The 24,241-nt window shown below is 57.1% G+C and carries 21 protein-coding genes; 15 read left to right on the top strand and 6 right to left on the bottom strand.

The features are described from left to right. Positions 1-17: 17 nt before the first annotated feature. The gene (glpD, locus tag ACR0J7_RS00415) at positions 18-1,604 is read right to left on the bottom strand and encodes a glycerol-3-phosphate dehydrogenase (protein ID WP_480912973.1); all 1,587 of its coding nucleotides are present in this window, start codon (positions 1,602-1,604) and stop codon (positions 18-20) included. 179 nt (positions 1,605-1,783) lie between these two features. Here glpD and ACR0J7_RS00410 point away from each other — a divergent pair, with 179 nt between their 5' ends. The 6 genes from ACR0J7_RS00410 (at position 1,784) to ACR0J7_RS00385 (ending at position 6,515) form a co-directional block, all read left to right on the top strand. Beyond that, complete coding sequence (locus ACR0J7_RS00410; RefSeq protein ID WP_480565103.1) at positions 1,784-2,545, top strand: DeoR/GlpR family DNA-binding transcription regulator; 762 nt, start codon at positions 1,784-1,786, stop codon at positions 2,543-2,545. A gap of 107 nt (positions 2,546-2,652) precedes the next feature. Beyond that, positions 2,653-2,808, top strand: a complete 156-nt coding sequence (locus ACR0J7_RS00405) for a DUF5993 family protein (protein WP_480912970.1) — start codon at positions 2,653-2,655, stop codon at positions 2,806-2,808. 10 nt (positions 2,809-2,818) lie between these two features. Further along, on the top strand, positions 2,819-3,388 hold the full coding sequence (locus ACR0J7_RS00400; protein WP_480485871.1) for a disulfide bond formation protein B: 570 nt from the start codon (positions 2,819-2,821) through the stop codon (positions 3,386-3,388). 35 nt (positions 3,389-3,423) lie between these two features. Further along, a complete protein-coding gene (locus ACR0J7_RS00395) occupies positions 3,424-3,786 on the top strand; it encodes a DUF3302 domain-containing protein (protein ID WP_480485873.1) in 363 nt (120 codons plus the stop codon). A 21-nt stretch (positions 3,787-3,807) separates the two neighbouring features. Beyond that, positions 3,808-4,953, top strand: coding sequence for an HlyD family secretion protein (locus ACR0J7_RS00390; protein WP_267366155.1), 1,146 nt, complete (start codon positions 3,808-3,810; stop codon positions 4,951-4,953). 11 nt (positions 4,954-4,964) lie between these two features. Then, positions 4,965-6,515: an efflux transporter outer membrane subunit gene (locus ACR0J7_RS00385; RefSeq protein ID WP_480898430.1), complete on the top strand. Its 1,551-nt coding sequence runs from the start codon at positions 4,965-4,967 to the stop codon at positions 6,513-6,515. A 3-nt stretch (positions 6,516-6,518) separates the two neighbouring features. On the opposite strand, the gene mprF is transcribed toward ACR0J7_RS00385, so the two are convergent. After that, positions 6,519-9,128: a bifunctional lysylphosphatidylglycerol flippase/synthetase MprF gene (mprF, locus tag ACR0J7_RS00380; RefSeq protein WP_480912969.1), complete on the bottom strand. Its 2,610-nt coding sequence runs from the start codon at positions 9,126-9,128 to the stop codon at positions 6,519-6,521. A 113-nt stretch (positions 9,129-9,241) separates the two neighbouring features. Next, a complete protein-coding gene (locus tag ACR0J7_RS00375; protein ID WP_480472343.1) occupies positions 9,242-9,670 on the bottom strand; it encodes an Lrp/AsnC family transcriptional regulator in 429 nt (142 codons plus the stop codon). An 87-nt stretch (positions 9,671-9,757) separates the two neighbouring features. Here ACR0J7_RS00375 and rocF point away from each other — a divergent pair, with 87 nt between their 5' ends. Continuing rightward, entirely contained in the window at positions 9,758-10,678 is a 921-nt protein-coding gene (gene rocF, locus ACR0J7_RS00370; RefSeq protein ID WP_480565112.1) for an arginase, read from the top strand. Further along, entirely contained in the window at positions 10,678-11,721 is a 1,044-nt protein-coding gene (locus tag ACR0J7_RS00365; RefSeq protein ID WP_480912967.1) for an ornithine cyclodeaminase, read from the top strand. Before rocF ends, ACR0J7_RS00365 begins: the two co-directional genes overlap by 1 nt. Before the next feature lie 141 nt (positions 11,722-11,862). Here the strand turns inward: ACR0J7_RS00365 and ACR0J7_RS00360 are convergent, their stop codons facing one another. The 3 genes from ACR0J7_RS00360 to ACR0J7_RS00350 are packed head-to-tail and all read right to left on the bottom strand — an operon-like array spanning position 11,863 to position 14,972. Further along, on the bottom strand, positions 11,863-13,266 hold the full coding sequence (locus ACR0J7_RS00360; RefSeq protein WP_209504158.1) for a TRAP transporter large permease: 1,404 nt from the start codon (positions 13,264-13,266) through the stop codon (positions 11,863-11,865). Between the two features lie 3 nt (positions 13,267-13,269). Further along, positions 13,270-13,899: a TRAP transporter small permease gene (locus ACR0J7_RS00355; RefSeq protein WP_480565119.1), complete on the bottom strand. Its 630-nt coding sequence runs from the start codon at positions 13,897-13,899 to the stop codon at positions 13,270-13,272. Positions 13,900-13,955: 56 nt separating this feature from the next. Then, positions 13,956-14,972 (bottom strand): C4-dicarboxylate TRAP transporter substrate-binding protein, encoded by a 1,017-nt coding sequence (locus ACR0J7_RS00350; protein ID WP_480565280.1) that lies wholly within the window; start codon positions 14,970-14,972, stop codon positions 13,956-13,958. Positions 14,973-15,402: 430 nt separating this feature from the next. Here ACR0J7_RS00350 and acs point away from each other — a divergent pair, with 430 nt between their 5' ends. The 7 genes from acs to ACR0J7_RS00315 all read left to right on the top strand — a co-directional run bounded on the left by acs (position 15,403) and on the right by ACR0J7_RS00315 (position 24,216). Then, positions 15,403-17,367 (top strand): acetate--CoA ligase, encoded by a 1,965-nt coding sequence (acs, locus tag ACR0J7_RS00345; protein WP_209504160.1) that lies wholly within the window; start codon positions 15,403-15,405, stop codon positions 17,365-17,367. 7 nt (positions 17,368-17,374) lie between these two features. Beyond that, positions 17,375-18,058 (top strand): adenylate kinase, encoded by a 684-nt coding sequence (locus ACR0J7_RS00340; RefSeq protein WP_480565122.1) that lies wholly within the window; start codon positions 17,375-17,377, stop codon positions 18,056-18,058. 180 nt (positions 18,059-18,238) lie between these two features. Then, positions 18,239-18,523, top strand: coding sequence for a DUF4212 domain-containing protein (locus tag ACR0J7_RS00335; protein WP_209504901.1), 285 nt, complete (start codon positions 18,239-18,241; stop codon positions 18,521-18,523). Positions 18,524-18,538: 15 nt separating this feature from the next. Further along, positions 18,539-20,323: a sodium:solute symporter family protein gene (locus tag ACR0J7_RS00330; protein WP_480481301.1), complete on the top strand. Its 1,785-nt coding sequence runs from the start codon at positions 18,539-18,541 to the stop codon at positions 20,321-20,323. Between the two features lie 108 nt (positions 20,324-20,431). Next, entirely contained in the window at positions 20,432-22,255 is a 1,824-nt protein-coding gene (locus tag ACR0J7_RS00325; protein WP_480909158.1) for a DUF294 nucleotidyltransferase-like domain-containing protein, read from the top strand. Positions 22,256-22,282: 27 nt separating this feature from the next. After that, positions 22,283-22,801 carry a hypothetical protein gene (locus ACR0J7_RS00320; protein ID WP_480485883.1) on the top strand — a complete coding sequence of 173 codons (519 nt, stop codon included), beginning with the start codon at positions 22,283-22,285 and terminating at the stop codon, positions 22,799-22,801. A 2-nt stretch (positions 22,802-22,803) separates the two neighbouring features. Beyond that, the gene (locus ACR0J7_RS00315; RefSeq protein ID WP_480913373.1) at positions 22,804-24,216 is read left to right on the top strand and encodes a 3'-5' exonuclease; all 1,413 of its coding nucleotides are present in this window, start codon (positions 22,804-22,806) and stop codon (positions 24,214-24,216) included. The last annotated feature ends 25 nt before the right edge of the window (positions 24,217-24,241 follow it).

The following is a 24,241-nucleotide window of genomic DNA, read 5'->3' as shown; positions in this document are numbered from 1 at the left end:
GAGGATAGAAAGATGGATCAGGTCGAGCCGGGGGCCAGCCGTTCAGCCATCCAGCCGTCGATCCGCGCGATCTGCTCGGCATTCAGTCGCAAGCCCAGCTTGTTGCGCCGCCAGACGACATCTTCGGCGGTCCGTGCATATTCCTTGTCGATCAGCCACGCGACTTCCCGCGCGGTCAGGGTTGCGCCAAAATCCTCGCCCAGATCAGACGGCTGCTGCGCATCGCCAAGGACCTCTGTTGCTTCGGTTCCATAGGCCCTGATCAAGCGTGCAGCCCAGGCGGCACCCAGAAACGGATACCTGGCCAAAAGCCGATCAGTCAGGGCTTCAACAGCATCAACCGGAAAGTCACCGCCCGGAAGCGTCACACCGGCGGTCCAGGGGCCCGGCATATTCGGAAAAAATTCACCAACCTTCTCCAGAGCACTTTCCGCAAGCCGTCGATAGGTGGTGATCTTGCCGCCAAACACGTTCAATACAGGCGCCCCACCCTGCGCATCGACCTTCAGCGTGTAATCCCGCGTTGCGGCGGTGGCACTGCTGGCGCCGTCATCATAAAGCGGCCGCACACCGGAATAGGTCCACACAACATCTTCGCGGGTCACAGCGCGCTTGAAATACTTCGATGCGAAGGCGCACAGATACTCCTGTTCGACCTCGGTACAGACGGGTTTCGTGTCAGGGTCCGGGTGATCCTGATCCGTTGTGCCGATCAGGGTAAAGTCCTGTTCATACGGAATGGCGAAAATGATGCGGCCGTCTTCGCCCTGAAAGAAATAACACTTGTCGTGGTCATAGAGCCGGGGTGTCACAATATGGCTGCCCCGAACAAGTCGAACACCCTCGCGTGAGTTCACTCGGATCTTGGTCTGGATGATGTCCCCGACCCAAGGGCCACCCGCATTGATCAGCATTCTGGCCCGGACAAGACGGGTTTCGCCGCTGCTGCGATCACGAAGTGATACCTGCCAAAGGTCGTCCACCCGCTCGGCCGAAATCACCTCGGTTCGCACCATGATCTGCGCACCGCGCGCCTCGGCGTCGCGGGCATTCAGGACCACCAACCGTGAATCTTCGATCCAGCAATCAGAATATTCATAAGCCGTTTCGAACTTGTCCTGTAACGGGACGCCTTCCGGACCCGATCGCAGGTTCAGCGACGTGGTGCCCGGCAGAATTTTGCGACCACCCAGATTGTCATACATGAACAAACCCAACCGGATCAGCCAGGCCGGACGCCGCCCGCGCATCCACGGCATGACCGTACTGAGCAGCCGGGAGGTCGGCGTTTCCGAGTCAAACCGCATGTCCTTGTGGTAGGGCAGCACAAAGCGCATCGGCCAGCTGATATGCGGCATCGCGCGCAACAGGGTTTCACGCTCGATCAGAGCCTCACGGACCAGACGGATTTCGAAATACTCCAGGTAGCGTAACCCGCCATGAAACAATTTCGTCGAGGCTGATGATGTGGCCGAGGCCAGATCATTCATCTCTGCCAATGTAACTGACAGCCCGCGACCAGCAGCATCCCGAGCGATGCCGCAACCATTGATCCCGCCCCCGATGATAAAAAGGTCCGTTGTCTGAACGTCCGCTGACTGCATGCCAATGATTCCTTGTCAGGATGGATGACAGGCATTTGCCAGAACATCCTTCGTATGGTCAATGTTTATGTTCGACTTTTTTCGCTTTGCAACACTAACCTGAAATCTCCTAATACCGTTCTTGCAAAATCGGCCAAAAAGAACAAAAACGAAAGAAACACTTCAAGTTTGGAAACACCATGTCCCTGTCTTTTCGCCAATCTGACATTCTGGACATTGCCGGGGCCGAAGGCCGCGTCACCGTTGACGGGTTGGCCGAAAGATTTGGTGTCACGGTCCAGACGATCCGGCGCGACCTGACCGAGTTGGCCGAGGCAGGTAAACTGGATCGGGTGCATGGCGGCGCGGTGCTGCGCTCGGGCGTGTCAAACATCGGATATGAAGACCGCCGTGCCCTGAACGCCGACGCCAAGACCCGTATTGCACAGGCTTGCGCCACCGATATCCCCGACGGCGCATCGATCTTCATGAACATCGGAACCTCGACCGAGGCCGTGGCGCGGCAATTGCTGAACCACAAGAATCTGATGGTTGTGACCAACAACATCAATGTCGCAAACATTCTGATTGAGAACCCGGATTGTGAGGTCGTCATGGCCGGTGGCGTCCTGCGGCGCACCGACGGCGGGTTGATCGGGAACCTGACTGTTTCGACCATTCGGCAATTCAAATTTGACCTTGCCGTAATCGGCTGTTCAGCTTTGGACACTGACGGAGATCTTCTGGACTTCGACTTTCAGGAGGTACAAGTCAGCCAGACCATCATTGCGCAGGCACGCCGCACATTTCTGGTTGCCGACCATTCCAAGTTTCACCGCTCGGCTCCGGCGCGCATCACTTCTTTGGCAGAAATCGACGCAATTTACACGGATGCGCCGTTACCAGGCGATCTGCACCTGCGCAGTCAGGAATGGCAAACGGACATCGTCCTGTGTAACTAGCGGACATTAAGAATAGTCTCCAATTTACCGCGCCGCTTGCCAGATGCCACCCGGCCTGACACTATCGTTTGCATAAAGATATGTGCACGGGAGGGGAGCACCGGGCCATGATTGCGCTTTTATTTGCATTACTTACTGCCACGATGGGGCTCAACTATTTCAACATGACAAAGGCAGGCAATGCGCTGTTCTTACTTACGATTGCCCTGAGTATCTACTGGTTGAAATTCCACGCCACCAGTCAGCTGACAATTCAGCTTTGAGGGCCTCATCATGACACCCGAACTGTCACGTACACTAAACGCGATCGGAATGCTGGCCGTCAGTCTCGTTCTGGCGCTGGCGTTCTTCTATCAACTTGTCCTTTACGAACTGCCCTGTCCGCTTTGCCTGTTGCAGCGTGTCGGCTTTGTAGCCGTCGGCGTCGGGCTGGGCCTGAACCTGCTTTATGGCGCGCGACCGCAGCACTATGCCATCATGCTCATTGCCGCTTTGTATGGCGGCAGTGTTTCGATCCGGCAAATCCTGTTGCACATTGTGCCTGGAACCGGCCATTACGGATCGCCCGTTCTGGGGCTGCATTATTACACTTGGGCGGGCATCGCCTTTTTCCTTGTCCTGCTGGGTACGTCGTTCATGCTGCTGTTTGATCGCCAATATGACTCGGGCGCGGCCAGCGAGGTACATTTTGGGGGAAACAAGCTGGCCAAAACCGCCTTCTTTGTCATGCTGGCACTTGCCGTACTGAACGCCGGTTCAACTCTGCTGGAATGCGGACCGGGCATTTGTGATGACCCGCCAACGGACTACAAGTTGATTGACGAACTGAAAACGAATGACTGAGGATACCCTAACCTTCCCCTGATGGAGGCACACACATGGGACTATTGGGCCAGCCGCTGGGCTATTATGACTATCTGACATTGGTCGCGCTGATCCTGCTGCTTGCAGCAGTTATGGCGCTGTTCCTGTTCATTATGGGCCTTCCGGGGCGGATCGCGATCAAACGTAATCATCCCCATGCCGAAGCCGTAAAGATCATGGGATGGATGGGGTTTTTGGCTGTCGTGCCTTGGGTTCACGCCTTCATGTGGGCTTTCCACGATGGCGTCACGGTCGATATTCGCCGGGGCCCGGACGAGGAAAAAGATGCCATTCGCGATGAAATCAAACGCCTTGGCGGCAAGGTCAAACCCGAATACCAGGATCGTCTGGACACAGATGACACACAACCCAGTTAAGACCGAAGGACCCTAATTCCTATGTTCGTCGCCCTCGGCATCACGCTGTTCTACATCATTTTCGTCTGGCTCATTTTTTTCAAGCTGGAATGGCTGAAGTTCAACATTGCCTGGGGCATTGTTTCGTTCTGGGTGGGTGCACACCTGCTGTTGATCTTCCTTGTGGCATTGCGCTTCTTTCAGCCGTTTTCAGCAGACAGCCACGTGGTACGTTCGACCATACAGATCATCCCCAAGCTGACACAGCCGACGATTCTGTCCGAGGTTCTTGTTGAACCGAATACACCGGTCGCAAAGGGCGATCCGCTGTATCGGTTCGATGATACGGTGTTTTCGCTGGCGGTCGATAATGCGCAGGCCCAGTTGGTGGCGGCACAGCAGAATGCCAAAATCCTTGAACAGGATGTCATTGCGTCGACCGAAGCTGTCGAACGGGCCAATGCGCAATTGGCCTATGCGCAAACCCAACAGGCGCGGTATGAGAATCTTGTTCCGGCCGGAGGCGCCCGTCAGGACGATCTGGATCGATGGAACGAACAGGTGACGGAAGATCAGGCCGCCGTCAAACAGGCTGGGGCCAACCTGACCAAGGCTCAACTGGCGCTGGAATCGCAGATTGACGGCGTGAACACGGGCATCCTTCAGGCGCAGGCGCAATTGGCCGAAGCCGAGTATTTTCTGGAAAACACAACAATCTATGCGCCTGAAAATGGCATGATCGTCTCACAGCAGGCCCGCCCCGGATTGGTAGTCGGTGACGTCCGGTTGGGTGCGATTGCCAGCTTCGTGACTGATGAAAGCCCTTATATCCTTGCCACATTCCGCCAGCAGAACCTGAAATTTGTCGAACCGGGACAAGAGGTCGAAGTCGCGCTTGATCTTTATCCCGGTGAAATCCTGACGGGCAAGGTCGAAGCGATCTGGTGGGCCACCCGTCAAGGGCAACTCATCCCGTCGGGCCGCCTGCCCGGTTTCGAGCTGCCCAAACTGCCCGGTCGGATTGCGGTTCAGATCACCGTCGATGTGCCGGAAGACCACATCTTCCCAGCGGGCGGCCATGCCGCTGTGGCAATCTATACAGGCCAGGGCAAAAGTTTTGAGTTTCTGAGGCGCATCAACATCCGCCTTTATTCCTTCGCCAACTTCATCCGACCCCTGGATATCTGAGGATGCGCGCCATGACACTCCGCAGGTTGTTGGGAACCGCCATTTGCGCCGCCACTCTCGCGGCTTGCACACCCGTTGGACCGGATTTTGTGCGCCCCAATTCACCTGTCGTAAAACAATGGATTGAGGTCAACAACCCCAGCGCCGGTCAAAGCGGGCTGACCTCGCGCAGTGCGCCTGTCGTGAAATGGTGGCAGACATTCAATGATCCGACCCTTAACAAACTGATTGCCGAGGCCTACGCCCAGAACCTGACACTTCAGGTCGCTGGTGCGCGGGTTTTGCAGGCGCGCGCGCAACTGGGTATCGCCTTTGGCGAGCTTTACCCGCAGTCGCAGGCCATTGGCGGCTCGCTTGAACGGCGCCAGATCAGCGACAATCTGGGGCCAATTTCGGATGTCAATCGCGTCATCCCGCTGGATACCGAGTTCTCGACCTCGCAAGTCGGCTTCGATGCCCAGTGGGAGTTGGACGTCTGGGGCGCCCAGCGGCGCGGTGTTCAGGCGGCGCGATCCAACCTGGCCCTGCAAGTGGCAAACTACGACGACGCGTTGGTTACGCTGACCGGGGACGTCGCCGCGCTTTACGTCAATATCCGGGCGCTGCAAGAGACGCTGGCAATTGCGCGCGAGAACATCAAATTGCAGCAGGACTCGGCAGACCTGACTCAGCTGCGGTTCAACAATGGCGTCACCACGGAACTGGACGTGCAGGAATCCACCGCCCTGTTGAACAACACTAAGGCGCTGGTACCCGAACTGGAAAGCGACCTGCAACAGACCAAGAACGCGCTTGCGGTGTTATTGGGCACGACACCTTCTCGCATGACCGGTCTGTTGGGCAATACCGGACGCATTCCATCGGCCCGAGCAAATGTGGCTGTGGGCGTTCCCGCTGAATTGCTGCGCCGCCGCCCGGATGTGCGCGCGGCTGAACTGGCGGCAGCCACGCAATCAGCACAGGTGGGCATCGCGATGGCGGATCTGTATCCCCAATTTATCCTGTCGGGCGCGATCGGTCTGCAGGCATCCGGCGGGCGCGATCTGTTCGGCGGTGGCAGCACAACCGGATTGGCCAGTGCTGGTGTGGTCTGGAATGTGCTGAACTATGGCCGCATCAAGAACAATGTTCGCGCGCAAGACGCCGCTTACCAGGCGCTGATTGCGAATTATCAGAACACTGTGCTGACCGCTTATTCCGAAGTTGAAAGTGCCATGGTCGCTTATGCGCAGGCACGTAAGCAGGTCGGGTTCTATCAGCAAAGTGTCGAGGCCTCACGCAAAGCTGCCGAAATCGCCGTCAACCAGTATACAGACGGCATTGCCGATTATTCGCGTGTTCTGAACACCCAGACCGCGCTATTGCGATCACAGGCCAACCTGATCGAGGCGCGGCAGCAAGTATCCAGCAACCTGGTGGCGGTTTACAAGGGCCTGGGCGGCGGATGGCAAATCCGTCAAAATCAGGAATTCCTGCCTGAAACCGTTCTGGCCGAGATGGCCTATCGCACGGATTGGGGCGATCTGCTGCAGAAAACCCCAACCCGCGCGAGCCTGAATTAGGTGCTATTTGGTTAACCCGCGCAACCCGCCCGAGATCAGGATATTGACCTCATAGAGGATGCGGGGCGCGGCCAGCCCGCCGGGGCTGGCCAGATAATTCGGGCTCCATTCCGGATCGAACTTCTGCTTGAACGCACGAAGACCCTCAAAATGGTAGAACTGTTCGCCATGTTCGTAAACGAACCCTCCAATCCGGTTCCAAAGCGAGGCAAGCTGACGGTTCTCAATCCCTGAGAACGGTGCGGCACCCAGTGAAAACCAGTGAAAACCCTGCTGCGCACCCCAATCCATCATGTCGGCGAAAAGAGCGTCCATGACGAAACTTGGGCTATCGGGTTCATAGCGCATAAGGTCCAGTGATAACTCGGATTTATTTCCCCCTTGGAACAGGTTGGCAAAGGCCATGATCTTGCCGGTGTTGCCATCACGCAGGATCGCATGATCGAAATAGGACAGGTATTGATCATCAAATCCACCCAGCGCAAAGCCCTTTTCTGCACCGGCCTTTTGCGCAAGCCAGCGGTCTGAAATCCCACGCAAGTCTGGCAACAGAGGCGCCAGTTCTTCTTTCGGAATGATCTCGAACACATATCCTTCGCGTTGAGCACGGTTCTTGGCCTGCCGGAACCGCTTGCGCGACTTTCCGTCCAGCGAGAAGTCGTGCAATGACACCCGCGCAACCTCACCAATCTTCAGGATCGACAGTCCAAGATCCAGAAAAGTCGGCAGATATTTGGTCGAGACACTGTAGAACGCGCAGAGTTTACCTTCGCGATCCGCCATTTCCCGAAGTTGCCAGATCAGTTGCTGCCCGGCCCTCTCGTCACCAACCGGTTCTCCTTTTGAAATCAGCGCATTGCCCGTGTCTGCATACGCTAAGAATGCGGTCTCATCCGGTGAGATCAGGAATTGCTTGTCACCGGTGAGCGAGATTTGCGACTCCGTATCCTCACTCTCCATCACCAGCCGCTCGACAACCTCTGGGATTTCAACCCGCTGTGGTGTCGGAATCTCACGCCCGAACAGAGAGTTCACGGCAACAATGCCCACGATCACGGCTACAACAAGGCTGGACCGCAGAAAGCGCGAGGCGTCACCGTTCCAGGCAAACTGCCACCACAGATCGTTTTGGTATTCGACATGCGAATATGCAAACAGCCCGATCCAGAATATCACCGCCAACAGAACCACGACACTGATCAGCCATGGGATGTTCAGCCGAAATATCGACGCACCACTGACCCGGTAGAACGCGCCACGAAACATAGCCAGCAGCCCAATCGTTCCAAGCATCGAAAACGCCTCGTGGATGTCGAGCCCCTTTGCAAGCGACGCAAAGAACCCCACACCCATCAACACCATCGCAACGACCCATGCCCGGTAGAGCTTGCGGAACAACCCGCGCGACACCAGCAATAGCAACACCCCAACGACACTGCCTGCAAGATGCGAAGCCTCGACAAACGAAAGCGGCAACATATCTTTCAGCGTGCTGAGCTTTTGCGCCCCCGCTGGCAGCGCGCCCGACACCAGCAAGATTACCCCGGCCACCGCGGCAACCCCGGCCGCGACCATCGGAACCATGGGACGGATCACGCGATAGACCCAGATGGCGGCACCGCCGATCATGTGTCTTTGGGTCAAGGCAGATGCAACGGCAATGGAAAGGCTGGCGACTGCAAATGGCAGAAAAGTGTAAACCACCCGGTAAAGCAGCAACGCAGCAATCACATCCGAACGGCCTGACGCCCCCAGACCGGCAATCAATGTCGCCTCAAACACGCCGATCCCACCCGGCGCATGGCTCAGGATTCCAACGGCAATGGCAGCGATATAGATCGTGAAGAAATACGGGTACCCGACACCCAGATCATCCGGCATCAGTACGTAAAGCGCCATGGATGCGCCAAACAGGTCGCCAATAGCAGCCAACGTCAGCAGGCCCGCCAGTTTCCCTCCGGGCAGATCGAAACCGACGCCTGCAACGGCCAACCGCCGGCCACCGCTGGACAGCCAAATGAACATCGCAACAAATGCAGCCAGCAAGCACAACCCTATGGTGGTTTCGACCGTTTCGCTGACGGGCATCACCTTGGATATTCCATCCGGGTGCAGGGTCAGCAATAAGCCCAAAATCAGGATCAGACCCATCCAGAACGCCACCCACGAGGTCGCGATTACACCAGCCACCCGGCCAAGGTCCAAGCCAAGCGACGCGTATATCCGATACCGGATCGCGGTTCCCGTGATGTAGGAAAACCCAAGGCAGTTCGACACCGCGTATCCGCTGGCTCCGGCCATCCCCGCCACAGGTAACGGCACCTTGCCATCTGCCACGCTCTGTACCGCGAACACATCATAGAGCGACAGCGACAAAAAGCTGAACGCTGTCCAGCACATCGCAAAAACCATCAATTTCCATGATGTCGCCGAAATATCGGTCTGGACATCCGACCATTTCACATGGGCCGACAGATCGTGCAAAACCGAAAGGGCAATCCCGGTAATAACGACCGGTATCGCGATGCGCAGCCAGGGTTTTTCCAGCAGATCAGCAAGTCGTTCGGCCCACTGACCGGCCAAAGGTTCGTCACCATTTTCAGATGTGGTCATGCCGCAAGCCTTCCGGAAATACTGAACCCTTAGTCAGCAAGCGGCCTACCTAAGGGTAAGTCGCACCCTGTCTACTCACAAACTCTGGCACAAGTCGCATTCATCTCAAAGCACTAGAGCCGCCCCTTGCGTGTTGACAGCAGCAGGTTCGTTTCCGAACGTGTAACGCCGTCGATCCTGCGAATATGAAACAGAACCTCGTCCAGTTCGGCCAGAGTTTCAGTACTGATTTCGGCAATCAAATCCCAACTGCCGTTGGTCGAATGGACCGCCGTGACCTGCCGCATGGCTCCGATCCGGGACATCACGCGCTCGGTGCCGCGCCCCTCGATTTCCAGCATCATCAGCCCACGTACCGGGCTTTGCGCCAGATCCCGACGCGTCAACACGGTAAAACCAACGATCTCTCCGGATTGCTTGAGCCGTTGCAAACGGCTGCGCACCGTAGTGCGGGTCACACCAAGCGTTTCCGACAGCTCTGACAGGCTGGCGCGCGCGTCACGCTGCAATGCGCCCAGCAGACGACTATCCAATTCGTCCATATTACCTTCTCATTAAGGAGTTTCCTGATCCATTTTGAGCATTTTGTGCTCTTCACGCAAGACACAGTGACGGCCTAAATGGACCACATGGAACGTAAAAACATCATTTTAGTCGGCGCGCCGATGGATGCCGGAAAACGGCGTCAGGGTTGCCGAATGGGTCCTGACGCATATCGCGTGGCCGGGCTGGATCAGGCCTTGGCCGATCTTGGTCACTCCGTTTGCGATTGGGGCGACGTGCAACCTGAAAAAACGGACCTGCCCGAACATCCGCACCTGTTCGCGCTGCCCGAATGCGTCGGATGGACGCAAGCGCTGAGCAAGACCGCACTGACAGCAGCTAAACAGGGCATTCCAATCTTCATGGGCGGCGATCACGCATTGTCCATGGGAACCGTGACCGGGATGGCCGCCTATGCTGCTAAGGTCGACCGCCCGCTATTCGTTCTGTGGCTGGATGCGCATAGTGATTTTCACACCCCCGACAGTACAGACAGCGGCAACCTGCATGGCACACCTGTCGCCTATTTCACAGGAAGGTCGGGATTCGAGGCGCTTCCGCCCTTACCCGCTGTCGTGCCAACCGATCGAGTCGGCATGATTGGCCTGCGCTCTGTCGACCCGGCGGAACGTTTGGCGCTGGAACAGGACCGCGCCATGCTGGCCGACATGCGCAGCATTGACGAACATGGGATCAAGGCGCCGTTGCTGGCGTTTCTGGATCGCGTGAAAGCCGAAAACGCTATTCTTCACGTCTCGTTGGATGTTGATTTCCTGGATCCGGCCATTGCCCCTGCCGTCGGCACCACTGTTCCCGGCGGTGCGACCGAGCGCGAGGCTCATCTGGTCATGGAACTGCTGCATGAAAGCGGACTGGTCAGTTCGCTGGATCTTGTCGAACTGAACCCGTTCCTGGATGAACGTGGCCGCACCGCAAAACTGATGGTCGATCTGGCCGCCTCACTTATGGGCCGTCGCATCTTTGACCGCCCCACCCGGAGTTTCTGATGACCCAACCTTCTGAAAAGGCACTCGTGCCTTTTGTGTCCGTCGACAACATGATGCGGCTGATCCACCACATAGGTGTCGAACAGATGATCGTACAGATCGCCGATCAGATCGAATCCGATTTCAAACGGTGGGAAAGCTTTGACAAGACACCCCGTATCCCGGCGCATTCCCCCCACGGTGTGATTGAACTGATGCCCACCTCGGATGGGGAGGCATATGGGTTCAAATACGTGAACGGCCATCCCAAAAACACCTCCGAGGGTCTGCAAACAGTGACCGCATTCGGATTGCTGGCGGATGTTTACACCGGGTATCCCACTCTGCTGACCGAAATGACGATGCTGACTGCATTGCGCACGGCGGCGACGTCGGCTCTGGTCGGGCGCTATCTTGCCCCAAAGAATGCCACGACCATGGCCATGATCGGCAATGGGGCGCAGTCCGAATTCCAATGCCTCGCTTTCAAGGCAATGTGCGGGATCGACACTGTCCGGCTTTACGATACCGATCCCGGTGCAACAGCGAAATGCACCGCAAACCTGCAAGGCAAAGGCCTGACGGTCATCCCATGCAAGACGCCGGAAGACGCTATTGAAGGTGCTCAGATCATCACTACTTGCACGGCCGACAAGAAATACGCCACCATCCTCACCGACAACATGGTCGGTCCCGGCGTCCACATCAACGCCATCGGTGGTGATTGTCCCGGCAAGACAGAATTGCATCGCGATATCCTGCTGCGCTCGGACATCTTCGTCGAATACCCCGAGCAAACCCGGATCGAGGGCGAAATTCAAGCGCTGGATGCTGATCATCCCGTGATCGAGATGTGGCAGGTTATGACCGGAGCTGCCAAAGGGCGCACAGACGACCGCCAAATCACCCTGTTCGACAGTGTTGGCTTCGCGATCGAAGATTTCTCAGCCCTACGCTATGTCAAACAGGCGATCAAAGGCACTGCATTCTTTGAGCCTCTGGACATGTTGGCCGACCCGGACGATCCGCGCGACCTGTTCGGAATGCTGATGCGGGCCGGTTAGGCGCGCCTAAGGGGGCTCTGCCCCCGCCACCCGTGCCGGGCGCGCCTCCCCCGGGATATTTATTGGCCAGATGAAGCAGGGGATCCGTTCTTCATCTGGCTCTAAATATCCCGGAGCGCGAGGCAGAGCCTCGCATCCTACCTACCCCGCAAGCGATGGCAGGTAGAGTACAATACCAGGGAAAGCCACGAGCATTGCTATGGTCAGCGCGTCGGCCACGAAAAAGGGTGTCACACCCCTGAAAACATCCTGAACACTCAAATCCGGTCGCACCCCGGCGACGACAAAGCAGTTGAGTCCGATGGGCGGTGTGATCAGACAGAATTCGGCCATCTTGACTACCAGAATTCCGAACCAGATCGCGCACATCGGGCCGGACATGCCAAACGCACTGTCTGCGGCACTGACAGATTCACCACCGTTCAGCGCCATAACCGCCGGATAAACAACAGGTAAGGTCAAGAGCAGCATTCCAATCGCATCCATGAACATGCCCAACACGGCGTAGGCAAGAAGAATACAGATCAGGATCAACATGGGCGACATCTCGAGCCCAGTTATCCAGTCAGAAAAGGCGCCGGGAAGGTCTGCGAACCCTAGAAACCGCACATAGATCAGAACGCCCCAGATGATCGAAAAGATCATCGCAGTAAGCTTGGCCGTCTCTAGCAACGCTGATTTGAACTCACTCCATCGCATCCCGTGGAACAAGGCGAAGCAGAAGACAATGAAGGCGCCGATTGCGCCGCCTTCCGTCGGTGTGCCCCACGCTTTTTCACCAAACGGGTTATAGACAAAGCAGATGATAATCAGGATGACGGCGACAATAGGAATGGCTCCGGGAAGGGCCGAAAAGCGCTGTTTCCATGTAAAGCCTGTGACTGGAGGACCGACAGATTTAAAGATCACAGCGATCCCGACAATCAGCACGGCATAGATGATCGCTGAAAACGCGCCCGGAATGAACCCCGCCAACAGCAGCTTCCCAACATCCTGCTCGACGATGATCGCGTAGATCACCAGAATAGCCGATGGTGGAATCAGTGATGCCAGCGTTCCTCCGGCGGCCACCACACCAGCAGCAAAGCGTTTGTTGTAGCCTACCTTCAGCATTTCCGGGATCGCGATGCGGGCGAAAACGGCAGAGGTGGCAACCGAGGCACCCGACACCGCGGCGAAACCAGCAGTGGCGAATACGGTTGAAACCGCCAACCCTCCGGGAACCCATGCGACCCAGCGTTTTGCAGCCTCGAACAATGCCCGCGTGAGACCTGCGTAGTAAGCCAGATACCCGATCAGGATAAAGGTCGGGATCAAGCTAAGAGTATGAGAGGCAACTTTGGAATGCGGCACTTGCCCGGCGGTTTTGACCGCAACAGTCAGCGCTTTTCCAAACCGCGCCGGATCATACCCAAACTTGGCCCAAAAAATCCAAATCAGCCCAATTAACCCGGCCAAACCCGCAGCAAAAGCCACGCGCATGCCGACCACGACAAAGACCAGAAGCCCGCCTGTGACCCAGAGGCCAATTTCTATCGTGTCCATAAATCAGTCCTGCCCTTCGAACTGTTCGGCCTCAGCCGCTGCTTGTGCTGCCGCGTCCTGAATCAACGGAACGGCCACCGGAGCTTCCAGTCCCAGCAAAAAAGCCCGGCCATATCCCCAGATCTGCAAGGCAAGCCGCAGGCACAGAACAGAAAACGCGATAGGGGCCAGTAGTTTGGCGGGCCACAATGGAATCCCGATATCAATGGAACTGTCGCGGCTCCACAATGGTGCACCGAAATCAAAGGAGCGGTCGAAGTGAGACCAGCTGCCCCAAACCAGTGCAAGCATCAGAAGCAGGATCAAAACCACCGAGATCAGTTCGAACAACCACAACCCTCTGCCGTGAAGGCGCGACAGAACGATGTCCATGCGGATGTGGCCACCGTCGCGTTGAACATAAGAAATGCCAAGAAATGCGATCAATGGCATCGCCTGTTCGATCCAGTCAACATATCCTGGCAATGGGGCATTCAGGGCATTGCGCCCACTGACCGAGATAACGGCCAGGACCATCAGGCCAAATACTGCCAAACCGCTGATGAGCGCGAGAAAACGCTCCAGTTTCAACAACTGCTGATCCAGCTGGCTCAGACGACTTCCGTCCACCAGCACTGTGGCCTGTCCTGCCATTCCAGTTTTCCCCAATATTGGTGTACCGGGTGCCTGGCAGGCACCCGGGTTCAGGATCAGTTGCCGCCGCGCTGTTGCGTCAGCGTCATCTGCACGAGATCAAAAAGATCCTGCGCTGGCAGCCCCTGTTCCGTCATTTCCGCGATCCACTTTTCACGGATCGGGTCGGCTGCTTTGGTGCGGAATTCTGCAATCACGGCATCATCAATCATGACTTTCTGGACACCCTTTTCTTGCAGAACACTGTCCCATTGCTCGAGCAATCCGTCGTAATTTGTCAGGTAGTGGTCAATCGCCTCATCAATCGAGCTATCCAGCGCCTCGCGATGCGCAGCCGGCAGAGCCTCGTAAGCGTCAATGTTGACCACGACCGGGCAGTTTACCGTTCCCGGGTTCAGGTTAGCCGTCCACCAGTCGGCTTCGTTGATCGTCCCGAAAGACAGATGTGCGTGCTGGGCAAAGGCCACGGTGTCGACGACACCGGATTCCATGGCATTGAATGCCTCGGTTGCCGGGACCGAAGTCGGAACACCTCCGACCGCCTCGAAGGCTTGCCCCAAACCGCCAGTTGCACGGACCCGCATTCCGTCAAAATCAGCCAGTTCATCGCGCGGCTCGCCAGTGCCGACCAGATTATACTGCGGCATCGGTGAGGTCATGATGATGCGGGCGTTCCATTGCGCCATCTCATCCTTGACTGCGGGGTGGTCATAAACCGCATGACTGACCGCCACCTCCTCCTGCAGGTTGTTCACGCCGAGAAAAGGCAGCTCCAGAACGGTAATCGCGCGGTTTTTGTCGCGGTGGTAACCTGCACAGAACTGAGCCATCTCGAAGGCGCCGATTTCAATGCCGTCCAGATTTTCGCGCGGCTTGGACAACCCGCCATAGCTGACATTGATGGTGAATTCACCACCGGTTTTTTCGCTAACAAGTTCGGCCAGTTTTTCAACATGTTCGGTGAAGGCTCGACGCTTGCCCCAGACCGATGCGTTCCACTCAGTAGCAAAAGCTTCACCGACAAAGGCAAAGCTCAGGGCGGCGACAGCGGCGCCGCTCAACATCTTTTTCATCATTTGATCTCCCATTGATGCGCCTCCTCCCGAGGCGCTTGAGGATCAAGCTAGCGCCAACATTCTACTGTGCCAACCCTGCCTTGGTTTTCCGCTGGTATCAGAAGCAGTTCCCGCTTGGATTGCGCATGTAGAAAAACCCGACATTCGTGGACTGACACCTACTTGTGTTAGGAACTGCAAGTAGGACATGTGTTACACCTATCCATATATTTTAAATGGATTTTTACGGAATTAGTGCGTTTTCTTTACTAGATATGGTCGTAGTTAGAAATTTCTTTACAAATAAATTCAGGGATTCCGGCAATTTATTTATTTATTTTCAGAACTCGGTAATATTCGAACTCGGGGAGGAACGGGATCGACATTGCCGGACCAAGTGGCAAAAAATGTCCCAACGCAATCCAGTCCAGAGGGAGGAGCCTCAAAAATGACCACCGCTGCCCAGGCAGATGCCAAGACCTATCCGCCATCCGCAGAAACCGTCGCACGTGCGCATGTTGATGCCGAAAAATATTCCGACATGTACGCCGCTTCGATCAGTGACCCCGACGCATTCTGGGGCGAGCAAGGCAAGCGCGTTGACTGGATCAAACCCTTCACCCAGGTCAAAGACGTTAACTACGATTTCGGTTCGGTTAAGATAAACTGGTATGCCGATGGCACCTTGAATGTTTCGGCCAACTGTCTGGATCGCCACCTGAAAACCCGCGGTGATCAAACGGCAATCATCTGGGAGCCGGACGATCCAAATGATCCGGCTCAGCATATCTCTTACGCGGAGTTGCACCGCCGCACTTGCCGCATGGCAAATGTCCTTGAATCTTTGGGTGTGCGCAAAGGCGACCGCGTTGTCATTTATCTGCCGATGATCCCCGAGGCTGCATATGCCATGCTGGCCTGTGCGCGGATCGGCGCAATTCACTCTATCGTTTTTGCAGGCTTCTCGCCGGACGCGTTGGCGGCCCGGATCAATGGCTGTGACGCCAAGGTCGTCATAACTGCGGACGAGGCTCCGCGCGGTGGTCGTAAAACGCCCCTGAAATCCAATGCCGACGCGGCGCTGCTGCACTGCAAGGATACCGTCAAGTGCCTTGTCGTGAAACGCACCGGTGGTCAGACCACCTGGATCGACGGTCGTGACTTTGATTACAACGAAATGGCCCTTGAGGCGGACGACTACTGCGCACCAGCCGAAATGAGCGCTGAAGATCCGCTGTTCATCCTATACACCTCTGGCTCGACCGGTCAGCCAAAAGGCGTTGTTCACACAACCGGCGGCTATCTGGTTTACGCCGCAATGACGCATGAGATCACCTTCGATTATCATGAAGGCGACGTGTATTGGTGTACTGCGGATGTGGGCTGGGTCACCGGCCACAGCTATATCGTCTATGGCCCGCTGGCCAACGGTGCGACCACGCTGATGTTTGAAGGTGTACCAACCTTCCCGGACGCATCGCGTTTCTGGCAGGTCTGCGAAAAGCACAAGGTGAACCAATTCTACACCGCGCCTACAGCGATCCGCGCCCTGATGGGTCAGGGCAAAGAGTTTGTCGAGAAATGCGACCTCAGCGATCTGCGCACCCTGGGAACCGTGGGTGAGCCGATCAACCCAGAGGCCTGGAACTGGTACAACGATGTCGTCGGCAAGGGCAAATGTCCCATCGTGGATACATGGTGGCAAACGGAAACCGGCGGTCACCTGATGACCCCCCTGCCCGGTGCCCATGCAATGAAGCCCGGATCGGCAATGAAGCCGTTCTTTGGCATCGAACCGGTGGTGTTGGACCCGCAGTCCGGCGTCGAGATCGAAGGCAATGGTGTCGAGGGTGTGCTCTGCATCAAAGACAGCTGGCCCGGCCAGATGCGCACCGTCTGGGGCGATCATGAGCGGTTCGAAAAGACCTATTTCTCGGATTACAAAGGCTACTACTTCACTGGTGATGGCTGCCGTCGCGATGAAGATGGCGACTACTGGATCACCGGCCGCGTGGACGATGTGATCAACGTGTCGGGCCACCGCATGGGAACGGCCGAGGTGGAAAGCGCACTGGTTGCGCACGCCGCCGTGGCAGAAGCTGCTGTTGTCGGATATCCTCATGAAATCAAGGGGCAAGGCATCTATTGCTATGTCACTTTGATGAACGACCGTGAACCAAGCGAAGAGCTCCGCAAGGAGTTGCGCACCTGGGTCCGGACCGAGATCGGACCGATCGCCAGCCCCGATGTGATCCAGTGGGCCCCGGGCCTGCCCAAAACACGTTCGGGCAAGATCATGCGTCGCATCCTGCGCAAGATCGCCGAAAACGACTTCGGTTCGCTGGGTGACACTTCGACGCTGGCCGACCCGTCGGTGGTCGAAGACCTGATCGAAAACCGCGCGAACAAGTGAGGATGTGATGGACGCTGCCACAATCACCACACCCGCTGTTCTTATCCTTCTCGGCCCTCCGGGCGCCGGGAAGGGCACGCAGGCCCGGATGCTGGAAGAAAAATTCGGACTTGTTCAACTCAGCACGGGTGACCTGTTGCGCGAAGCCGTTGCCGCAGGTACCGAAGCAGGCAAAGCCGCCAAAGCCGTGATGGAAGCCGGTGATCTGGTCAGTGACGAGATCGTCATTGCGATCCTGCGCGATCGTATGGCGCAACCAGATTGCGCCAAGGGTGTCATTCTGGATGGGTTCCCCCGCACAACGGTTCAGGCCGAGGCGCTGGATGGTCTGCTGGCGTCCAATGACCAAAAGATCAACGCAGCAATCAGCCTGGAAGTGGAAGATGCAGAAATGGTGATCCGCATCTCGGGCCGCTATACCTGCGCGGGCTGCGGTGAAGGGTACCACGACCAGTTTAAGAAGCCTGCCGAAGACGGTAAGTGCGACAAGTGCGGCAGCACCGAATTCAAGCGCCGCGCGGATGACAACGCTGAAACCGTGGCTTCGCGCCTGGCGGCTTATCACGCACAGACCGCGCCGTTGATCACCTACTACGACAGTCACGGTGTTCTGAAACGCATCAATGCTATGGGCAGGATCGAAGATATCGCAGGCGATCTCGAAGGGATCGTCGGCGACGTAATGAGTTAAGGGGAGGAGAAAAGCCACAAGGCTTTGATCCTAAAAAGAATACTTCAAAAGACCGCCTTGGCGGACTGGTGGAGTTTTGCCTGTCACCACACGGTGTTGGGCATTGTCGAGAAGCGGACCGACGCACTGGAGGAGTTGGGCACCGGGCCGCCAAACGAGGAAGCGAAGGAGGAACCCGCAATGGCGGATCAATCTACAAACTCCGCGCAGGCAGCCGAAGCCGACAAGGGCTATTGGCAGGCCAACCTGCGCCTCATCTACATCAGCCTCGTGATCTGGGCGCTGGTGTCATTTGGATTCGGCATCCTGCTGCGTCCGCTGCTGTCGGGCATCGCCGTCGGTGGTACTGATCTGGGCTTTTGGTTCGCTCAGCAAGGATCGATCCTGGTCTTTCTGGTGCTGATCTTCAACTACGCCTGGCGCATGAACAAGCTGGACGCCGAACACGGCGTGGATGAAGAGTAAGGGAGAGCGGGGATAATGGATCAGTTTACCATCAACCTGCTGTTTGTCGGCGCATCCTTTGCGCTGTACATCGGCATCGCGATCTGGGCCCGCGCGGGTTCCACATCAGAGTTCTACGCCGCCGGTCGCGGCGTACACCCGGTCACCAACGGTATGGCGACAGCGGCAGACTGGATGTCTGCGGCCTCGTTCATCTCGATGGCGGGCCTGATTGCCTTTACCGGCTATGACAACTCGACCTTCCTGATGGGGTGGACGGGTGGCTACGTGCTGTTGGCCCTGCTGCTTGCGCCTTACCTGCGGAAGTTCGGCAAGTTCACCGTGTCGGAGTTCATCGGCGACCGCTTCTACAGCCAGACAGCACGCATCGTTGCGGTGATCTGTCTGATTGTTGCATCGGTGACCTACGTTATCGGTCAGATGACCGGTGTTGGGGTTGCCTTTGGCCGCTTCTTGGAAGTGTCGAACACCACCGGGCTGTTGATCGGTGCAGGCGTTGTGTTTGCCTACGCGGTGTTCGGAGGGATGAAGGGCGTGACCTATACACAGGTCGCTCAGTACTGCGTGCTGATCACCGCCTACACCATCCCTGCCATCTTTATCTCGCTACAGCTGACCGGCACTCCGATTCCGGCACTGGGTCTGTTTGGCGACACTGCAAGCGGTGTACCGCTGCTGACCAAGCTGGACGGCATCGTGACAGAGCTGGGCTTCAACGAATACACGGCCCATCACTCGAACACGCTGAACATGGTGCTGTTCACCCTGTCGCTGATGATCGGTACTGCCGGTCTGCCGCACGTTATCATGCGCTTCTTCACCGTTCCCAAAGTTGCTGATGCACGCTGGTCGGCTGGCTGGGCGTTGGTTTTCATCGCGCTGCTGTATCTGACCGCTCCGGCTGTTGGCGCAATGGCCCGCCTGAATATCACCGACATGATGTGGCCCAATGGTGGCATCGAAGGTGGTGCCGTTACAGTCGAACAGATCGACAATGATGCTCGGTACGACTGGATGGCCACATGGCAGAAAACCGGTCTGCTGGATTGGGAAGACAAGAACGGCGACGGCAAGATTCAGTACTACAATGACAAGTCTGAATCGATGCAGGCGATTGCGGAACAAAAAGGCTGGGTCGGTAACGAACTGACCAAGTTCAACCGCGACATCCTGGTCCTGGCCAACCCCGAGATTGCCAACCTGCCCGGTTGGGTGATTGGTCTGGTCGCTGCCGGTGGTCTTGCGGCTGCTCTGTCGACTGCTGCGGGTCTGCTGCTGGCGATTTCGTCGGCCGTGTCTCACGACCTGATCAAGGGCGCAATCAACCCGCAGATCTCGGAAAAAGGCGAGCTTCTGTCGGCACGGATTGCGATGGCTGTGGCGATTGCTGTAGCGACCTGGCTGGGTCTGAATCCTCCGGGCTTTGCGGCACAGACTGTTGCTCTGGCCTTTGGTCTGGCGGCAGCCTCGATCTTCCCGGCACTGATGATGGGGATCTTCTCGACCCGCATCAACAACACCGGTGCTGTTGCAGGTATGCTGGCAGGTCTGGTCGTTACACTGGTCTACATCTTCCTGCACAAGGGATGGCTGTTCATTCCGGACACCAACTCGTTCACCGATGCCGATCCGTTGCTGGGTCCGATCCAGTCGACCTCGTTCGGCGCTGTCGGTGCCATGGTCAACTTCGCTGTCGCCTATGTTGTGGCTGGCATGACCAAGGAAACTCCGCAGGAGATCAAGGAACTGGTCGAAAGCGTTCGCATTCCCCGTGGTGCGGGTGCAGCTCAGAACAAGTGAGCTTGATGCGGTCGTTGGCACTTGCCTTCGACCGCGTCTTTCGATCCACTACTCCCGCCCGGCATACCACTGGGCGGGATTTTTTCACCAAAACATCGGAGACATCAGATGCCCCTGTCCCACGATGAAATCGCCCGGTTTCTGAAATCCGTTCATCCCTATGACGCGTTACCGGCTGATGCACTGGATCAGATCGTAAAACAGATCGAGGTCTGGGAAGTCGAGGAAGACACCTCGGTCTATGAACTGGGTCATGCGCTTCCCGGTGTGTTCGTGATCTATGAAGGACAGGTTGAAATCACCGATGAGAATGGTGCCGTTGTCTCTCAACTGGGTTTGCGCAATTCTTTTGGAGAGCGCGGACTGCTGAAAGACGGTAAGGCAGCCACCAAGGCGCGTGCGCACACTCCGTCGGTCCTGATTGTTTTGCCACCGGATCTGGTGCGCGAGTTGATCGACGGTCACGATGTGGTCGCCAAGTTCTTCGACCGGACACGCGGCGACAGAAGTGGCCCGCAAAGCCTTGCGACCAGTTCCATTGATATTCTGATGGCACATAACCCGGCCACCTGCCCCGCGGATACGCCAGTTCAGAAAGCGGCGCAGATCATGCGCGATAAACACATCTCGTCGCTGTGCATCACGGACGGCGACACGTTGCAGGGCATCGCGACGCTGCGGGACATCTCGGGCAAGTACGTTGCGGACGGCCTGCCTCCGTCCACGCCGGTTTCCGAAATCATGACCGCAAACCCCGTCACCCTGTCACCCGGCGACATTGGTTCAGACGTGTTGCACATCATGATGGAACGCGGCATCGGCCACGTCCCGATTTCCGAGGGCGGTCGGCTGGTCGGTATTGTCACACAAACCGACCTGACACATTACCAGGCTGTGAACTCGGCCGAACTGGTGCGACGCATCGCGCAGGCAAATACCGCCGAAGATATGGCGCGGGTAACGGCGGAAATCCCACAGCTGCTGGTGCAACTGGTTGCAGGCGGGAACCGGCACGAAATCGTCACGCGCCTGATCACCGATATTGCTGACACGGTTACCCGGCGCCTTCTGGCCCTTGCCGAACAGAAACTGGGCCCGCCCCCTGTGCCGTATCTGTGGCTGGCCTGCGGCTCGCAAGGGCGGCAGGAGCAGACAGGCGTGTCGGATCAGGACAACTGCCTGATGTTGGATGACGGCGTGACCGATGCGGATATGGAGTACTTTGCAAAGCTGGCCAAGTTTGTGTCGGATGGGCTGGATACCTGTGGCTATTTCTATTGCCCCGGCGACATGATGGCGACCAATCCGCGCTGGTGTCAGCCGGTGCGTGTCTGGCGCGACTATTTCAAGGGATGGATCGCCAAACCGAACCCCGAAGCGCAGATGCTGGCCTCGGTCATGTTTGACTTGCGTCCGATTGGCGGCGCGTTCGACCTGTTCGCCGACCTGCAGGCCGACACATTGGCGGCGGCCAGGTCCAATTCGATCTTCGTCGCACATATGATCTCGAACTCGTTGAAACACACCCCGCCGCTGGGGTTGCTGCGTGGGTTTGCAACCATCCGGTCGGGCGAACACCGCAATACGCTGGATCTGAAACACAATGGTGTTGTTCCGGTCGTGGATCTGGCGCGGATCTACGCCTTGCAAGGCGAACTGCCCGAGGCCAATACCCGCGCCCGCCTTAAAGCGGCTGAGGCCAATAGCGTTCTCAGCGCGTCGGGTGCACGCGATTTACTGGACGCCTATGATCTGATCGCCGAAACCCGGCTGGAACATCAGGTCCAACTGGTCAAATCAGGCAAGAAACCAGACAATTATCTGCCACCTTCCGATCTTTCGGACTTTGAGCGAAGTCATCTTCGTGACGCCTTCGTTGTGGTAAAAACGATGCAATCGGCGGTCGGCCACGGCAAGGGAATGCTGGGCTGACATGCATCTGAAGAACGGAGTGACACGATGTTTCTGGAATTGATCGGCACTGTTTTTGCGGGCTTCGCTTTTGCGGGTATCGTTCTTGTGCTGAACAAGCTGACCGGAGGGCGGTTGCCGAAATGGGTTACTCCGGTCGCGGCGGGTTTGGGGATGATCGCTGTGACCATCTCCAGCGAGTATTCCTGGTATGAGCGTACGCGCGAACAGCTTCCCAAGGAGATGGCAATCGTGCAAGAGGTTGAAAGCCGCGCCCTCTACCGCCCGTGGACCTACGCCATGCCCTTCGTCGACCGCTTTGCCGCCATCGATACCGTGTCGGTGCGAACAAACGAAAACGTGCCAGATCAACGGCTTGTCGATCTTTACTTCTTCGGACGCTGGGCCCCGGTTTCAAAACTGCCCGTGGCCGTAAACTGTGCCGAGAATCGTCGCGCCAACCTTGCGGACGGTGCTGAGTTTTCCGATGACGGACGTCTTCTGAATGCAGACTGGATATCTGCCGGGCCTGCCGACCCCATCATCGACGCCACCTGCGGGGTTTGACCATGCTCACAGGGTTAAGCCTCAGGCTCAGGATATTTCTGTTTTTCTGCCTGCTCGCGCTCGGCGGGATATCAATCAGTTCCGCCGCCCTGTGGATCACCTATGCCCGGGCCGCACAACCTGACCTGTTTGATGACTTCATCTTTGCCGAGGTTCTGATCGGGTTTGGATTGCTGGCTTTGATCGCAGGTGTCTGGCTGTTGTTTGACGACAATGTCGCCAAGCCGATCGAACGGCTTTCAGCGCAATTGCGGGCCCGCGCTCATGCCGGTGTCAGCACCAATCTGGACATGCAGGCCGCGCGATACCTGGGCGATCTGGCCCCTGCAGCGGCCGGCCTTGCCGAACAACTTGCCACAAATGCCATGCACACGGCCGAGGCGGTGGCAGCCGAAACCGCTCATCTGGCGGCGGAAAAACAGCGCCTCACCGCCCTTCTGACCGAAATCCCGGTCGCCATGTTGCTGGCCAGTCCGAAACACCAAATCGTTTTGTATGACGGACAGGCGGCCGAGGTGCTGGCCCAGATCGCGCATCCTCGCCTAAACGCTTCTCTCTTCGAATACATCGAATCGACGGGTTTGACGGACGCGTATGGGAAGTTGTGCAAATCTGGTAAGGATGTCTTCTGCACCCTGACCAGCGTGGACGGCCGACAAACCTATTCGGCCCGCATGAAGCCACTGGGGGACGCACCCGGTTACATGCTGGTGTTCGAAGACAGCGTTGCCCGTATGTCGCCAGATGAGGCCCGCCCGCTGGTCTATGATTTCGAGTTGCTGGACACGCCGGGTGACGGCGCGTTCGAAAACCGCTCTTTGCTGGATCTGTGTTTTGTGGTCTTCGACACGGAAACAACCGGCTTGCTGCCACACAAGGATGAGATTGTTCAAATCGGCGCGGTCCGCGTTGTGAAAGGCAAGATCGTCGCGGGCGAGCATCTGGACATGCTTGTTGATCCGGGCATTCCGATCCCTGCCGCCTCGACCCGCGTGCACAAGATCAGTGATCGCATGGTTCAGGGCGCACCGGATATCGTCAAAGCCGGACGTGTGTTTCACCAATTCTCACGCGATGCGGTGATCGTGGCCCATAACGCCCCGTTCGACATGGCGTTCCTGCGCCGCCATGCCATGCGTATGGAAGTCGAATGGGATCACCCGATACTCGACACTGTTCTGTTGTCGGCTGTTTTGTTCGGTGCGAGCGATACACATACACTGGACGCACTTTGTGAACGGCTGGACATCACGATCCCCGAGGCGCTGCGCCATACGGCATTGGGTGACGCAGTGGCAACAGCCGAGGCACTGGTCAAGATGCTGCCCATCCTGCAGGCCCGCGGGTTGAACACCTTTGGCGAAGTCATCGTCCAGACCCGCAAACACGGGCGTCTTCTGGAAGACCTGAATTAACGCTGAAATTTGCAAACGCCGTTCA

It is taken from the genome of Ruegeria sp. O4 (assembly GCF_056535125.1).
Note: the sequence above shows the minus strand (reverse complement) of the source record. Positions and strands in the feature narration are given on the sequence as shown.

Bases quoted from the DNA above. Each gene is read 5' to 3' on its own strand.
- glpD (WP_480912973.1), bottom strand. From the start codon at position 1,604: ATGCAGTCAGCGGACGTTCAGACAACGGACCTTTTTATCATCGGGGGC.
- ACR0J7_RS00410 (WP_480565103.1), top strand. From the start codon at position 1,784: ATGTCCCTGTCTTTTCGCCAATCTGACATTCTGGACATTGCCGGGGCC.
- ACR0J7_RS00405 (WP_480912970.1), top strand. From the start codon at position 2,653: ATGATTGCGCTTTTATTTGCATTACTTACTGCCACGATGGGGCTCAAC.
- ACR0J7_RS00400 (WP_480485871.1), top strand. From the start codon at position 2,819: ATGACACCCGAACTGTCACGTACACTAAACGCGATCGGAATGCTGGCC.
- ACR0J7_RS00395 (WP_480485873.1), top strand. From the start codon at position 3,424: ATGGGACTATTGGGCCAGCCGCTGGGCTATTATGACTATCTGACATTG.
- ACR0J7_RS00390 (WP_267366155.1), top strand. From the start codon at position 3,808: ATGTTCGTCGCCCTCGGCATCACGCTGTTCTACATCATTTTCGTCTGG.
- ACR0J7_RS00385 (WP_480898430.1), top strand. From the start codon at position 4,965: ATGACACTCCGCAGGTTGTTGGGAACCGCCATTTGCGCCGCCACTCTC.
- mprF (WP_480912969.1), bottom strand. From the start codon at position 9,128: ATGACCACATCTGAAAATGGTGACGAACCTTTGGCCGGTCAGTGGGCC.
- ACR0J7_RS00375 (WP_480472343.1), bottom strand. From the start codon at position 9,670: ATGGACGAATTGGATAGTCGTCTGCTGGGCGCATTGCAGCGTGACGCG.
- rocF (WP_480565112.1), top strand. From the start codon at position 9,758: ATGGAACGTAAAAACATCATTTTAGTCGGCGCGCCGATGGATGCCGGA.
- ACR0J7_RS00365 (WP_480912967.1), top strand. From the start codon at position 10,678: ATGACCCAACCTTCTGAAAAGGCACTCGTGCCTTTTGTGTCCGTCGAC.
- ACR0J7_RS00360 (WP_209504158.1), bottom strand. From the start codon at position 13,266: ATGGACACGATAGAAATTGGCCTCTGGGTCACAGGCGGGCTTCTGGTC.
- ACR0J7_RS00355 (WP_480565119.1), bottom strand. From the start codon at position 13,899: ATGGCAGGACAGGCCACAGTGCTGGTGGACGGAAGTCGTCTGAGCCAG.
- ACR0J7_RS00350 (WP_480565280.1), bottom strand. From the start codon at position 14,972: ATGAAAAAGATGTTGAGCGGCGCCGCTGTCGCCGCCCTGAGCTTTGCC.
- acs (WP_209504160.1), top strand. From the start codon at position 15,403: ATGACCACCGCTGCCCAGGCAGATGCCAAGACCTATCCGCCATCCGCA.
- ACR0J7_RS00340 (WP_480565122.1), top strand. From the start codon at position 17,375: ATGGACGCTGCCACAATCACCACACCCGCTGTTCTTATCCTTCTCGGC.
- ACR0J7_RS00335 (WP_209504901.1), top strand. From the start codon at position 18,239: ATGGCGGATCAATCTACAAACTCCGCGCAGGCAGCCGAAGCCGACAAG.
- ACR0J7_RS00330 (WP_480481301.1), top strand. From the start codon at position 18,539: ATGGATCAGTTTACCATCAACCTGCTGTTTGTCGGCGCATCCTTTGCG.
- ACR0J7_RS00325 (WP_480909158.1), top strand. From the start codon at position 20,432: ATGCCCCTGTCCCACGATGAAATCGCCCGGTTTCTGAAATCCGTTCAT.
- ACR0J7_RS00320 (WP_480485883.1), top strand. From the start codon at position 22,283: ATGTTTCTGGAATTGATCGGCACTGTTTTTGCGGGCTTCGCTTTTGCG.
- ACR0J7_RS00315 (WP_480913373.1), top strand. From the start codon at position 22,804: ATGCTCACAGGGTTAAGCCTCAGGCTCAGGATATTTCTGTTTTTCTGC.